This window comes from Hymenobacter metallicola (assembly GCF_004745645.1).
GTDB classification, from domain to species: domain Bacteria; phylum Bacteroidota; class Bacteroidia; order Cytophagales; family Hymenobacteraceae; genus Hymenobacter; species Hymenobacter metallicola.
Genome location: NZ_SRMB01000002.1, coordinates 693,161 through 706,333, shown reverse-complemented (window position 1 = coordinate 706,333; position 13,173 = coordinate 693,161). Strand labels below are relative to the sequence as shown.

General features: G+C 64.4%; 13 protein-coding genes. 6 read left to right on the top strand and 7 right to left on the bottom strand.

Annotation, left to right across the window (positions count from 1 at the left end; all coding sequences use genetic code 11):
* Positions 1-152: 152 nt before the first annotated feature.
* The 3 genes from E5K02_RS13750 to E5K02_RS13740 form a co-directional block, all read right to left on the bottom strand.
* Complete coding sequence (locus E5K02_RS13750) at positions 153-1,574, bottom strand: hypothetical protein (protein ID WP_135395414.1); 1,422 nt, start codon at positions 1,572-1,574, stop codon at positions 153-155.
* 110 nt (positions 1,575-1,684) lie between these two features.
* Positions 1,685-2,143: a hypothetical protein gene (locus tag E5K02_RS13745; protein ID WP_135395412.1), complete on the bottom strand. Its 459-nt coding sequence runs from the start codon at positions 2,141-2,143 to the stop codon at positions 1,685-1,687.
* 88 nt (positions 2,144-2,231) lie between these two features.
* Positions 2,232-2,798, bottom strand: a complete 567-nt coding sequence (locus E5K02_RS13740; protein WP_135395410.1) for a Crp/Fnr family transcriptional regulator — start codon at positions 2,796-2,798, stop codon at positions 2,232-2,234.
* A gap of 141 nt (positions 2,799-2,939) precedes the next feature.
* On the opposite strand from E5K02_RS13740, the gene E5K02_RS13735 reads away from it, so the two are divergent.
* The 6 genes from E5K02_RS13735 (at position 2,940) to E5K02_RS13710 (ending at position 6,900) form a co-directional block, all read left to right on the top strand.
* Positions 2,940-3,386 (top strand): hypothetical protein, encoded by a 447-nt coding sequence (locus E5K02_RS13735; RefSeq protein WP_135395408.1) that lies wholly within the window; start codon positions 2,940-2,942, stop codon positions 3,384-3,386.
* Positions 3,387-3,513: 127 nt separating this feature from the next.
* Positions 3,514-3,912, top strand: coding sequence for a hypothetical protein (locus tag E5K02_RS13730; protein WP_135395406.1), 399 nt, complete (start codon positions 3,514-3,516; stop codon positions 3,910-3,912).
* 154 nt (positions 3,913-4,066) lie between these two features.
* Complete coding sequence (locus E5K02_RS13725; RefSeq protein ID WP_135395405.1) at positions 4,067-4,327, top strand: hypothetical protein; 261 nt, start codon at positions 4,067-4,069, stop codon at positions 4,325-4,327.
* A gap of 133 nt (positions 4,328-4,460) precedes the next feature.
* Positions 4,461-5,048 carry a YdeI/OmpD-associated family protein gene (locus E5K02_RS13720; protein WP_135395403.1) on the top strand — a complete coding sequence of 196 codons (588 nt, stop codon included), beginning with the start codon at positions 4,461-4,463 and terminating at the stop codon, positions 5,046-5,048.
* A 79-nt stretch (positions 5,049-5,127) separates the two neighbouring features.
* The gene (locus tag E5K02_RS13715; protein WP_135395401.1) at positions 5,128-6,405 is read left to right on the top strand and encodes a S41 family peptidase; all 1,278 of its coding nucleotides are present in this window, start codon (positions 5,128-5,130) and stop codon (positions 6,403-6,405) included.
* A gap of 108 nt (positions 6,406-6,513) precedes the next feature.
* Positions 6,514-6,900, top strand: a complete 387-nt coding sequence (locus E5K02_RS13710; RefSeq protein ID WP_135395399.1) for a hypothetical protein — start codon at positions 6,514-6,516, stop codon at positions 6,898-6,900.
* Between the two features lie 229 nt (positions 6,901-7,129).
* On the opposite strand, the gene E5K02_RS25785 is transcribed toward E5K02_RS13710, so the two are convergent.
* The 4 genes from E5K02_RS25785 to E5K02_RS13690 all read right to left on the bottom strand — a co-directional run bounded on the left by E5K02_RS25785 (position 7,130) and on the right by E5K02_RS13690 (position 13,081).
* The gene (locus tag E5K02_RS25785) at positions 7,130-8,638 is read right to left on the bottom strand and encodes a TPM domain-containing protein (RefSeq protein WP_206025958.1); all 1,509 of its coding nucleotides are present in this window, start codon (positions 8,636-8,638) and stop codon (positions 7,130-7,132) included.
* A gap of 89 nt (positions 8,639-8,727) precedes the next feature.
* Positions 8,728-11,379, bottom strand: coding sequence for a gliding motility-associated C-terminal domain-containing protein (locus E5K02_RS13700; protein ID WP_135395397.1), 2,652 nt, complete (start codon positions 11,377-11,379; stop codon positions 8,728-8,730).
* Positions 11,380-11,468: 89 nt separating this feature from the next.
* Positions 11,469-12,434 carry a 23S rRNA (adenine(1618)-N(6))-methyltransferase RlmF gene (gene rlmF / locus E5K02_RS13695; protein ID WP_135395395.1) on the bottom strand — a complete coding sequence of 322 codons (966 nt, stop codon included), beginning with the start codon at positions 12,432-12,434 and terminating at the stop codon, positions 11,469-11,471.
* Positions 12,435-12,595: 161 nt separating this feature from the next.
* Positions 12,596-13,081: a cold-shock protein gene (locus E5K02_RS13690; protein ID WP_135395393.1), complete on the bottom strand. Its 486-nt coding sequence runs from the start codon at positions 13,079-13,081 to the stop codon at positions 12,596-12,598.
* Between the last annotated feature and the right edge of the window lie 92 nt (positions 13,082-13,173).

Below are 13,173 nucleotides of genomic sequence, written 5' to 3'. Positions count from 1 at the left end.
GTACTCGGGCGTCAGATACACGTAAATAGGTTTCTTCTCTGCCCAAGATATCCATTCCAAGGCCTATTCAGTACCGGTAGCCCGGAACAAACCGCACAAAGAAGCCCGAACTGCGGCGGGGCAGTTCGGGCCTTGAGGCTTGGGGCAGCCGGCTAATAGGCCACCCGTTCCAGGTCGATGCGCTGGGGGCTGCGCTGTTCGTGGTACAGCAGTAGGTGAGTGGGCTCCACAAACCACACGTCGAAGTAGCCGGTCGGTGGGGTCTGCTGCACCGTGGTGGGCTGACCCGAGCGTACATCCAGGGTCATAATCCGGTTGGCGGTGCGTAGCACAACCCGGTTGCTGTCGGGGGTGAAGCCGCGCAGGCGAAATACGCCCGCGGCGGCGGCGGCCTGGGCCATGCGCCGGGCCTGCAGGTAGCCCCCCACCGTGAACGAGCCCCCATCTTTTACCGGCAGCACCCGCAGCTGGTCGACCTGCCCGGCGCTGGTAAGCCGCAGCGACACCACGTCGCGGGGGCGCAGGGTGGTGGTGCTGACGCGCACAATACCCAGGGTGGCAATGCCCGTGACGACCCCAATGGCAATGTGGCCGCCCAGCGAGGTGCTGGTGTAGGTTTCGCCCACCAGCCGCACGCTGCCGTCGGGCTGGGGCTGGATGGTTTGCCAGAGCACCTTGCGGCCCTGGGCCGTGAGCAGGCGGGCTTCCTTCGACAAGGCCACCAGCCGCTCGTCGGTGCGGGAGCTGTCGGGGTGGAAACGGGCGCTGAACAGGCTGCCCGTGCTGGTGCGGCTGGGGCGGTTGTTGGGGTAGGAGTAGCCCGCCAGTAGCAGGCTATGGCCGGGGCCCATGGCGGCCACGCCCGGCACCCGCCGCTCCCCGTTATAGTCGAGGGGCATGCGGCAGAGCACTTTGCCGGTGGCCAGCTCCAGGCAGTAGGCCTTCGTAGTTGCCCGGCGGCTGCGGGCGTTGTTGGTCACCACAAACCACACGTGGGTGCTGTCAAGGATAGTCTCGTCGACGGCCACCTGGCCCTGCGGGGAAACAAAGCGGTGCTCCCACTGCGTCTGCAGCTGCGGGCTCACGAAGCGCACTAGCAGCTGGCTGTGGCCCGAGCTGGGCTGGGTGAGCAGAAAGCCATTGGCCTGCGGGGCCACGGTGCCGCCTAGCTCCCGCCAGCGTACTTTCCGGCTCAGCTCGCGGTGCAGTTTCACTACCTGACCCGTGGTATCGAGCACCACGGTTACCATCGAGTCGGAGGCGCGCTTGTGGAGCTGATAGAGCACGTGCTGGCGGCTGCTGGCGTTGGTGCCCAGCTCGTAGCGGCCGGCCAGGCGCAAATCCTGGCGGCGCTGCCGGCCCAGCGTGGGATTGAACACGTACTGGCGGAAGTGAGTAGCGCCAGCTTCTGATTCCAGCGTGAACACCATGGCCCGGTGGGCAGAAGGTAAGTACAGCCCGCCGGTACGGGCCAGCTTGATGCTGTCGATGGTGACGCGCTGGGCGTAGACCCGGCCGGCAAACAGGCTCAGCAAGGCCAGCACCACAATTCTGTGGCGTAAAGAAAGAGGCATAGAAACAGGGAAATAAGAAACTGCGCGAAAAGCGGCAAAATGGGTTCTAATGTACAGCTTAGTGAGCAGGCTTTCACACTTTTGTGAGGAGCAAGCTGCCAACAATTTACCTAGGAGCCCAGGCCCAGATTGGCCGTCAGAGCTAAATGGACCATGAGAAGGGCGACAAACAGAAATTTGGCGAGGCGGCGGACCAGACGAGTCGAGGCCTGCTGCTGGTCGATGGCCGCTACCAACACCAGAAAGGCCACCAGCAGGCCGAAGAACAGAAAAACGTGGACGAACCCCTGGCCCTCGGTGTCGTGCGTGCCGCCCCCGAAGAGTTTGATGCCGCAGTCGTGCAGCGCAATAAGGGCCGCACTGAGGGCAGCTTGCAGCAGCGGGTAGCCCGGCCGGGTAAACGCCACCAGCCGCACGGCGCCCCCCGCAACGACGGGCGTGAGCAGAATGCCCCAGGGCGCGAAAAAGTGGTCGGCCAGCACGTTGGCTACAACGAGCCCCAGGGCCAGGGTAACGCCACACGCCAGCGGCAGGCGGTAGGGTAGAGCAGAGGGATGAAGAGTGGGCATGCGCAGGGGGATAAATGAGGTGCCCAAAAGTGCCCCGCCGCGGCCCGGCTTTTCTTGACAAATGTCATATTCGCTCCGGCGCAGAAGTCTAACTTGGCTTGTTGCGCAGGCGGCTCAGGGTTTCGGGGGCCATGCCCAGGTGAGAGGCAATGTGGTGCAGGGCCACCCGCTGAAACACGGTGGGAAAGTCGCGCAGCAGCAGCTCGTAGCGCTCGGCCGCGGTGCGGGAGCGCAGGGTCTGGGCCCGCTGTTCACTGAGCACGTAGTATTTCTCCAGCACCCGCCGCCCAATGAAGTTGAACTCGGGAAAGTCGTGGTAGAGGCGCTGTAGCTGGTCGTAGGTGATGGAATGAACCACCGAGGGCTCCAGCAGCTCCAGGTATTCTTCGGACGGCTGCTGGGTGAAAAAGCTCAGGATGGAAATCACAAAGTCGCCGGCCTGCATAAACCAGGACGATATTTCGCGGCCGTGCAATAGAGTGTAGCCCCGCACCAGCCCGGCTTCCAGGAAATACACCCGGCGCGCCACCTGCCCGGGCTGCAGCAGGCAGTGGTGGGCCGGCAACCGCTCCGGGGTGGTGCTGGCCAGCAGGGCCTGGGTCAGGGCCGGGCTCAGGGGCTGCAGCGTATTCAGGAAACTGATAAAGCTGGACATACAGACGAGAGTTTACCGTAAAGATGCCGCCGGCCGGCCACTTTTGCGGCCCCGCCGCGGTAGCGCCACCATAACGCAGCCGGGGCCAACCTGCGTACAACCGCGGGGCCGGCCGCAAAAGTGGCCCGGGCCCCTGCTGTCATGAAACTCCTACTCCGGGCTGTTCTCCTGATGCTGGTCGGCGGGTGCTGGCCGGTGCTGGCGTATGCCGGGGAGAAAGACGTAAAAGCTACCTTCCTGCTGGTTGGCGGCCTTGGCGGCCTGCTCATCGGGGCGGGCTTGTACGCCCTGCTGCTGGTGCTGGCGGCCGTATTCGTGCGGCCCCGCCTGGTGCTGGCGGCCGTGTTGGCCCTCTGCACGGGCCTGTTTGGCTACATCCAGTACTGGTCGTTTTACTTTCTGGCCATTGCCACGCGCTTTCTGCGCACCCACCAGATGCGCTACGAGTTTGGGGAGCTGCCCCCGCTGCTGCAGTGGGGGCTGGGCGGGGTGGTGCTGTGGGGGCTACTAGTACTAGTAGTGGCCCTGCGCATGTGGCAAAGCCAGCAACGCCGCCTTCTGGCCCTGAACAAAGCCGCGCCGCTCTAAGCCGGGAGCCGCGCGGTTGCCGCCGCGGAAACCTTCGGGCCCCGGCCTGCGAATACCTTACTCGCCAGGCCGTCGGCCGCCGGCCCGCCGTGGGGCCCGGTTTGTGGCCGTATCATCCGCATCAAGTATGGGCAAGCACAAGAAAAAGCACTCGAAGAAAGACTCCGTATCGGACGACCTCCTGGATACGGCCGCACTATCCATTCGGAAGTATCGGAAAGTAACCGATGAAATAGCCAAGCTCAGCACCGGTCAGAAGCTGGTCGGGGGGCTGATGCTGCTGGGGGCGGGCTACTTCTACCTCGACAAGCTCCGCAGCGACGACAGCGCCGACTCGCTGCTTTCCAGCCTCAGCCTGCTGCTGCCGGCACAGGCCAAAGCCGCCAAGGCCGCCCCGACTCAGGACGAGGAGGATACACCCGCCGAAAAGCCCGCTGCGCCGCGTAAAAGTAAAAGTGCCAAGTCTGGCAAGGCGCACGGGGCCTTTGGGCGCCAGCCGGCCGCCAGCCCCGATGAGGACTTCTAACCCGAGGCGCTGCTTGTGCCCGGGTCCCGAGCCGGGCTTCAATGTTAAGCTTTGCCGGCTAAGCAACCTTGAGGGCAGCGCCTGCGAATACCTTCCTCCGGCAGCCCTGTAGGGGGCGTTCCGCCTGTCCCTTTTACCTTTTATAGAATAAGCCATGAAAAAGAATAAAAAGACGAAACCTGCCAAGAAAAAGTCCCTGCTGAGCGGCGCCGCCAAGTCGCTTAAGAAACTGGGCAAGGGCCGCGGGCTGGGCAAGCTGAGCACTACCCAGAAAGTGGTGGGCGGAGCCCTGCTGCTGGGCGGCATCGGCTACCTGGCCCAGCGCCGCCGCAGTGGCAGCGCCGCCCCGGTAACTACCGACGTGGATGCCAACACCGGCGAAACCCTGCTGGGCACGGAAGGAGCCACTGTCTAGGCATTTCACCTGAAGCCCTGTTGCCCCAGCGGCGGCTGTTCTCCTGGAGCGGCCGCCGCTGGCTGTTTTAGGGTAGTTTCTGTATTTTTCCCGCCGCGGCCGGCTGGTCGCCCATCTTCATTTGTGTTCTGTCATGGCCCGTCCCGACCACTACGCCGATTTTCATCCCCTGACCCGGGCCGACTGGCGGCAATGGCTGGCCCAGCACCACGCTGCCAGCCCCGGGGTTTGGCTGGTGTATTTCAAAAAGAGCAGCGGCCAGCCCCGCGTCAGCTACGCCGAGGCCGTGGAAGAAGCCCTGTGCTTCGGCTGGATCGACTCCCTGCCCCGCAAGCTCGATGCCGAGCGGACGGCCTTGCTGTTTACGCCCCGCCAGCCCCGCAGCGGCTGGAGCAAGGTGAATAAGGAGCGCCTGGAGCAGCTGACGGCGGCCGGGCTGATGACGCCTGCCGGGCTGGCCGCCGTTGAAAGAGCCCGGCAAAACGGCGCCTGGGAAAGCCTGGACGCCGCCGAGGCTGGCCTGGTGCCCCCGGACCTGACGGCCGCCCTGGCCGAAAACGAGGCGGCGGCCCGGCAGTTTGCCGCTTTTAGCCCCAGTGCCCGCAAGCAGCTGCTAACCTGGGTGCTGGGAGCCAAGCGCCCCGAAACCCGTGCCGCCCGGGTAGCCGAGGTAGTGCGGCGGGCCGCCGTGGGCAAGCGGGCCAATTTCGACCGGGACTAGTGGGCTCGGTGCCCGGGCCGGAAGTAGTAGCGGTAGTATCGGCTGGCAAGAGCGCGGCTCCATTGCGTAATTAGCGCCTATGTCTGACTTGCTCTATTCTTTGCGCTACCGATTTCTGGTCCTGGTGCTGCTAGCCTGGGCGCCCCTGCCGCTGGTGGGGCAGTCGGTGCCGCTCACGCCCGCGCAGTACCAGCAGGATTTTGAGTACTTCTGGACGACGGTGCAGGACAACTACTGCTACTTCGACAAAAAGCAAACCGACTGGCCCCGGGTGCGCCAGCTCTACGCGGCCGAGCTGCCAACGGTGACGACCCGGGCCCAGTTTGTGCGCCTGTTGGAAAATGCCCTGGCCGAACTCTACGACAGCCACGCCTCCCTGTCGACCAATCGGCCGGACTCGCGCCGCCTCATTCCTACGGCTACCGACGTGTGGGCGCAGTTTGTGGGTTCCACAGCGGTGGTGTTTGACGTGCGCCGCGGCTACGGGGCCGCCCGGGCCGGGTTGCAGCCCGGCATGGAGCTGGTGGCCATCAACGACGTGCCGGTGGCCCAGGCCCTGCAGCCGTTTCTGGGGCGCAGTCTAAAAACCGTGGATGCCGCCGCCCGCGAAGTGGCTCTGAACCTGGCCCTGGCCGGCGACCATCGTACCCCGCGCAAGTTTACGGCCCTGGTCAAGGGCAAGCCCCGGCACTTTTATCCCGACCAGGACGGCCTGCAATTGGAGCATATCGGTTCTTCAACGCTGCTGGAAAGCCGGCGGCTCGGGACGGTAGGCTATATCAAGCTGCACAACAGCCTGGGCGACAACCGCCTGATTGCCGCCTTCGACAGCACGCTCACGACTTTGCAGGGCACCACCGGCCTGATTCTGGACCTGCGCGAAACGCCCAGCGGGGGCAACACCACCGTGGCCCGGGCCCTGATGGGACGGTTTATTACCCAGGAACAGGTCTACCAGCGCCACGAGCTGACGGCCGAGCAACGGCAGTTTGGGGTGAAGCGCAGCTGGCTTGAGCTGGTTTCGCCGCGGGGCCCGGTCTACTCCGCGCCACTAGTCGTCCTGGTGGGGCGCTGGACGGGCAGTATGCCCGAGGGCATTACCATTGGCCTCGACGCTATGAAGCGGGCCACCACGATGGGTACCGAAATGGCGCGGCTGAATGGGGCCATTGTTTCCTACCGGATGCCTAACTCGGGCATTGGTTTCAGTATTCCGACGGAGCGGCTGTTTACGCCGGCGGGCTTGCCGCGGGAAAATTTTGTGCCCGCCGAATATATCCAGCCCAGTGCCGCCCCGGCCGACCAGGTGTTGGAAGTGGCTTTGCAACGCTTGGGCGGCCGGGGCGGTAAGCCCTAAGGGGGCCGCCGCAACCGGGCCGACAACCCTGGACCCGGCTACTGCGAATAACCAAAATGGCTGGCTCCCCGGCCCGCTTGGTTTCCCCACCCTCATTCCGCTACCAGTATGGCTAAAGACAAAGACTCCGACAAGGGCAAGAGCAGAGACAAGAAGAAGCCGAAAAAGAACCAGCAGCACGACGACCTGCTCGGCAACGCGGCTAAGTCGCTCAAGAAGTTCAGGAAAGTGACGCGCAACGTGACCAAGCTGACCACCGGCCAGAAAGTGGTGGGCGGCATAGCCTTACTGGCCGCCGGCCTAACGTACCTGGCTAAAAAGCAAAGCCAGAGCCCCCAGCCCGCCGCCGATACGCCCGATGCCCAGGCCGCCGAAGCCCACCTGACGGCCCTGACCAGCCCCGAGGACACCGGCGGCGAATTCTCGCCCCCGCCGCCTGCTGCCGCCCCGGCGCGGCCAACTCCGGCTGCTAAAAAGAACCGCAAGGGTCGCTGAGCCCATCTGTGCGCAGTAACCCAACCGCGGCGGCCCCAGGGTCGCCGCGGTTGTTTCCAGGAAGGCTCAACCTGCAGCCTACAGCGTTTTGATGAGCTTGAATTCCTCGTTGGTAATTGCGGGGCCCAAGAGGGTGATGGTTTCGCCTTCGAGCGTGCGAAACGTAAAACCCTGTTTGCGGGCCAGGGCGCTGCCGTCGTTTTCGGGTGCGACCCCGCCCCGGCCTACCTTACCAGCTGCTACCGGCCCCGCCGCCCCCGGAGCTGCCCCCGCTGCTGGACGAAAACGACCCGCCGCTGGAAAACGAGGACGAGCCACCGGACGAGGACGAGCTGCCGGATGAAGACAGCTTGCTGATGGTGTACTTTTCTTTTTTCACGTGCTGGCAAAAAGCGCACTCGTGCACGTGCCAGCCCCAGCCGGCCGCTGCCGTAGTAGCTACCTGCACTACCTCGTCGGGCTGGGGCTGGGCGGTGCGGTGCCGGCACTGGGTGCAGATTTCTACGTCGGTGCTCAGGTTGGCGTAATCCAGGATCAGCTGATGCCGGCAGCCTGGGCAGGTCCACACGTCGTAATCCACGGCCTGCACCTGCTCCTCCGTCCGCTGGCCCGGCTGCAGGGCGGCATCGTCCTGGGCTTCGTCGAGGCGCTGCATGGGCTGGGCGCAGGTGGGGCAGGCGTAGGGGGCCTCGCGCAGTTCGGCCAGCTGCTGCTCGTAGCGGGGCCAGTAGGAGGCAAGTTTCACCGGAAACAGGTAGCGCATAAAGCCCAGCCCGTGGTGCGCCTCGTGCAGAAACCGGTAGCGGGCATGGCGGCTTTGGCCGGCGTAGCGGGTTTGTAGCTCTTGGTTGATCAAGCGGAAATAGGCGTGGGCATACAGGCCCGGCCAGAGGTAGCACAAGGCCATTAGCCCCACGGGCGGGATAGGCAAGGTGGTGCTAATAGCCACGGCCACCAGGAGCAGAATCAGCAGGGTGCCCAGCCCCAGCGCCGGGTGGTAGGCTTGGGCCCGGGGCGTATTCAGCCACAGTACCAGTACTGAGAGGAGCAGAAAAGAAACTCCGGCCGTCACGCCCAGCACGGTCCACTCGCCCCAGGCCGCCGCATCCACGGCGGCTACCGGCTCGGCGGGTAGCTGCTGGTCGGGAGCCGCATATGAATCCGAGGCTGCCAACAGGGTGTCTGCGGCCGTGGCCACCGAGTCCGTGGGCTCTACGTGGCCGGTCTGGAGCTGGCGGATGATGGCGGCCACGCCCTGGCGCACGGCCTCGTCGTATTGCTCCTCACGCAAGTAAGGCAGCATGTAGCGCTGCTGAATGCGGTAGCAGAGAATGTCGGGCAGGTCGGCTTCCAGTCCGTAGCCGGTTTCGAACTCGACCCGGCGCTGGTCGAGCACGAGCAAGAGCAGCAGGCCGTTGTTCTTGTCCGGGTCCCCGATCTGCCAGCGGTTGAACAGGGCCGTGGCGGCGGTTTTGGGCACTGCCGGGCCGATGCTGCGCGTGAGCACCACGTCGATATGGGCCCGCCCCCGCTGGTCGAGGCCGCGCAGCACCTGGTTGAGCTGCTGCACCGTGGCGGGCTGCAGCACGTGGTCCGGGTCACTCACGTAGCGTTCCCCCAGGGTTTTGGGGTCCGGAATAGTCGTTAAGTAAGATTCGGCCGGGCGGGTCTGGGCGCGGGTAGCCGGGGGCAGCAAGGCCAACACCAGCCAGGTCAGAAAGAGGATATACTTACGCATGAGCAGAAAGCGCCGGGCACTGAACCCGTTGAAAGGACTCAAGATAAAAGACCAGCCCAGCCCATTAGGGTAGGTTGGTCAGGCCGGCGCTACTGCGCCACCGTTATCCAGCCCCGGTACGTTTGGCCAGTGCTATGGTGCCGCAATAGATAATAGTACGTGCCGGCCGCCACACCCGGGCCCCACTCCTGGTGGTAAACGGCGGCCTCGTATACCTTGCGGCCCCAGCGCGTGTATATTTCCAGGGCGTAATCCCCATTGGGCAAACCCTGGACGACCCACCGGTCATTTACCTTGTCATCGTTGGGCGTAATGATGTTGGCTGGCGGCTGGCAGTCGCCCAGACTGATGCGGCGCTGAATGGTTTCCGGACCGCAGGGAGTGGTGTAGGTCAGGGCGTAGGTGCCCGGCTGGCGCGCCGTCAGAAGAGGCGCCTGGGTGCCATCTGACCACTGGTACGGGTAGCCCGCCGCCAGCAGGGCCGCGGGCACGCGCAACACCAAGGACCGGCCCGCGCACAAGGTGGTGTCGGCCCCCAGGCTGGCATTTGCAAGAGTGGGCTGCTGCACTTGCTGCTGGGCCTGGTTGCGGCACCCGTTGGCATAGGTAGTTTCCACCGAATAGGTCCCGGGCTGGCTGACGCTGATGCTGGCCGTGGTAGCCCCGGTGTTCCAACGGTAACTCACGGCCCCGGGCGCTTCGGCCGTCAGGGCCACGGGCTGCTGAGCGCACAGCGTGGGCCCGCCGATAATGCGTAGGGGAGCCGCAGCCATTGTCACAACCTGGGTGGCCGTGGCAGTGCAGCCGTTGGGGAAGGTGGCTACCACGCTGTAGGTGCCGGCCTGGCTTACGGGCAGCGTGGCCGTGGTGGCACCCGTGCTCCAGCGCAGCTGCGTAGCGCCGGGGGCCGCTACCGTCAGCACCCCGCTGGCCCCCGTGCATAGTTGACTGGGCCCGCTGATGCTGGCGCCCACCTGCTGCACCACAATCTGGCGGGTGGCCGAGCAGCTGACGCCGAAGTAGGCCGTGACAGTGTAGGTGCCGGGCTGCTGCACGGTAATGGTAGCGGCGCTGTCGCCGGTGCTCCAGTAGTAGCCGTCGGCCCCGGCCGCTATACCGGTCAGGCGACCCATGCGGCCGGCACACAGCACCGAGTCGCCGGTGATGCGCACTTTTTTGGTGAAAGGCTCCACTACCTGCTGGTCGGTGGCGGTTTGGCCATCGGGGAAGGTAACGGTGACCGAATAGGTCCCGAGCTGGGTGGCCACGAGGCTGCGGGTCGTCGCGCCGGTGTTCCAGCGGAAAGAGGCGGCCGGTACACTCGTGGTGGCCGTCAGCAGTACCTGCCCGCCGCAGAGCACCGAGTCGCCCCGGATTTCGGTGCGGGCCGGGCTAGCGGCGGGTGTCGCGCCGAGCTTTAGCACCCAGAAATCCGTGTCGCCGTAGCTGGGCCCGGTCCGGTCGCCGGAAAAGCCCCCGCTCGAAAGGCCGCCCACCAGAAAGGTGCCGTCGGGGTTTTGCAGCACTGCGCCAACCTGGTCGGAACCGGCCGTGCCGAAGGTGCGGTCCCACTGCTTGCGGCCCCGCCCATCGAGTTTTAGAACCCAGTAATCGTAGAAGCCGCGGTTGGGCTGCGACTTATCGGGAGAAGTGCCACTCGATGATTCGCCGCCCAGCAGGTAGCCGCCGTCGGCCGTCGGCTGCAGGGCCCGCAAGTCATCCTGCCCGCTGCCGCCAAAGGAGCTGTCCCATTCTTTCTCGCCCCGGGAGTTGATCTTTACCACCCAGTAGTCGTCGCTGCCCCGGTTGGGCTGGGTTCGGTCGCCAGACAAGTCGGAGCCCGAGTAGCCCCCGAGCAGGTAGCCATCGTCGGGCGTTTGGCAAATCTGGGTCAGAATATCCGTGACATTGCCCCCGTAGGTGCGGTCCCACTCCTTGGTGCCGTTGCCGTCGAGCTTCACGGCCCAAAAATCCACCGAGCCGCGGATAGCCTGGGTTTTGTCGCCCGAAATGCCTGACAAAGCGTAGCCGCCCACCAGGCAGCCCCCATCCCGGCTCGCCGTCAGCGTGAGGCCCTGGTCCGACTCGCTACCCCCCAGAGTTCGGTCCCAGAGCTTAGTGCCGTTGCCGTCAATTTTAACCACCCAGTAGTCGTCACGGCCGCGGCTGGGTTGGGTTTTGTCGCCCGAGATGCCCGAGGAGGAGTAGCCACCCAGCAGGTAGCCGCCGTCGGTAGTGGGCTTGACAGCGCCCAGCAGCTCGCGGGCAGAGTCCCCGAAGGTGCGGTCCCACTGCTTGCTCCCGTTTTTATCAATCTTGAGCACCCAGTAGTCTTCGGCCCCGCGGCTGGGCTGGCTTTTGTCGGCCGAAGCCCCCGCGGCCGATGAGCCGGCCAGGATGTAGCCCCCGTCGGCAGTCAGTTCCATTCGGGTGAGGCCCAGTCCCACGCTGTTGCCATGTACTCGTTCCCACTGCTTGGTGCCGCTGGCGTCGAGCTTGATAACCCAAAACCCAACCTGCGCGGTGGTTTTATTGCCCGAAAGGCCGGAGTCGGAGGGGCCGCCCAGCAGGCAGCCGCCATCCGGGGTCGGCACCATCTGGGTCAGGTGGTCGCGGGAGGTGCCCCCGAAAGCCTGTTGCCAGAGCGTGGTGGGCGTTTGGGCTACGGCCGTTTGAAAAAATAAAAAACACGCGAGCAGCAACCCGCCCCGGCGGGCCAGCTGCCTGAGTAGACGTACCATGCAAAGGGTAGTAGTAGAGCCAAATAGAGGGTATAAGCCCTAAAAGTACGGCATTGCTCTGGTCATTCTGCCCTGGCCGGCCACCAAAACTAGCTGCTCAGCCAGCGCCGCTGCCGCCACTGCTGCTGGGCTTCGGCGTCCAGAAACGTCCAGGCTACCAGGCGGCTCACTTTCTGGCCCTGGCTCATGCCAATGGTGCGCACATCGGCGGCGCCGAGCTTCTGCAGGGTTTTGTAGAGGCCCGGCAGGGTTTCCTTTTTCGAGATGAGCGTCGAGAACCAGAGGCAGTTGGCGCGGTGCAGGGCACTGTCCTGGGCCAGGCGCCAGGTAAAGGTGGCCTCCCCGCCCGGGTACCACAGCTCGTTGGGCTGCCCGCCGAAGTTGGGGCCCGCCGCTGGGCCGCTGCCCAGGTTCTGGTTTTTGCGCCGGTTAGTAGCCTCGGCTTCGGCTGGGGAGCCGTGAAAAGGCGGGTTGCACAACGTCAGGTCAAACAGCTCCCCGGGCTTAATGATGCCGGTGAAAATGTCGGCCGATGCGGGCTGCAAACGCACGTCCACGGCCCCGGCCAGGCCGGGGTTGCCGGCTACAATCTGCTTGGCCACGCGTACGGCCACGGGGTCGACGTCGGAGCCCACGAAGCGCCAGCCGTACTCGTGGTGGCCGATAATCGGGTAGATGCAGTTGGCGCCCACGCCTACATCCAGCACCCGCACCCGCTTACCGGTCGGGACGGGGCCCTGGTTGGTTTCGGCCAGCAGGTCGGCCAGGTAGTGCAGGTAGTCGGCCCGGCCCGGAATGGGTGGGGCCAGGTAGCCGGCCGGAATATCCCAGAGCTGCACGTGGTAGAAGTGGCGCAGCAGGGCCTGATTCAGCGCCTTTACCGCCGCCGGATTGTTAAAGTCAACCGACTCGTTGCCGTAGGCATTGACCACGACAAACCGGGCCAGCTCGGGCGACGTCTGCACCAGGGCCGGAAAGTCGTAGCGGCCCCGGTGGCGGTTGCGCGGGTGCAGGCCGTCTTTGTCGGCGGGCGTATCAGGGGAAGGGTGGGTCATCAGGCCAGAAAGTAAGAAAGCAAAAGCCCGGCGCGGGCCGGTACCCGCCAAAGCTAGCGAGACTTGCCGAAACGGGGCGAAACATCCCGGCCAAACAAAAAAGGCTGAAGCTCCCCGGGGAGCTTCAGCCTTTTCGCAGCTATGGAATAGGGTAGGGGTACCTACAGCGCCGGCGCAGCCGGAGCCGGGGGCACGGCGGCTTTCACGCGCACGGCCGTAGGGCCTTTCTGGCCCATTTCTACCTCGAAAGTCACCTTGTCGTTTTCCTTGATAGGGTTCAGCAGACCGTTGGCGTGCACAAAAATGCTTTCCTGGGTTTCCTGATCCTTAATAAAGCCGTAGCCCTTCGACTCGTTGAAAAAGGCCACGGTGCCTTTGCGCAGCGGGTCTTCCTGTTCCATGTCTTCCTGCTTGGCTACCGCAATGCGGATATCCTCGGCCTTAATTTCCTGCTTTTTGCGGGTCGGGTCGGGCGGGGTCGAAGAAATATTGCCAAACTCATCGACGTAGGCGAGCATCTCGTCCAGGCTCTGTCCTTTTTTGGCGCTGGCCTGCCGCTCTTCCTTGCGCTCAGCTTTTTCGTTTTTCTTCTTCTGGCGCTTTTTTTCGTTTTCCTTTTTGCCAAAGGATGCTTGGGATTTCCCCATAGTGTTCTTGGTTAGGTGGTTAGGCGCGGCCCGAGACTAGGACGGTAGATGCGCCGGAGGTGTAGTAAATATACTATACTACAGCTATATAT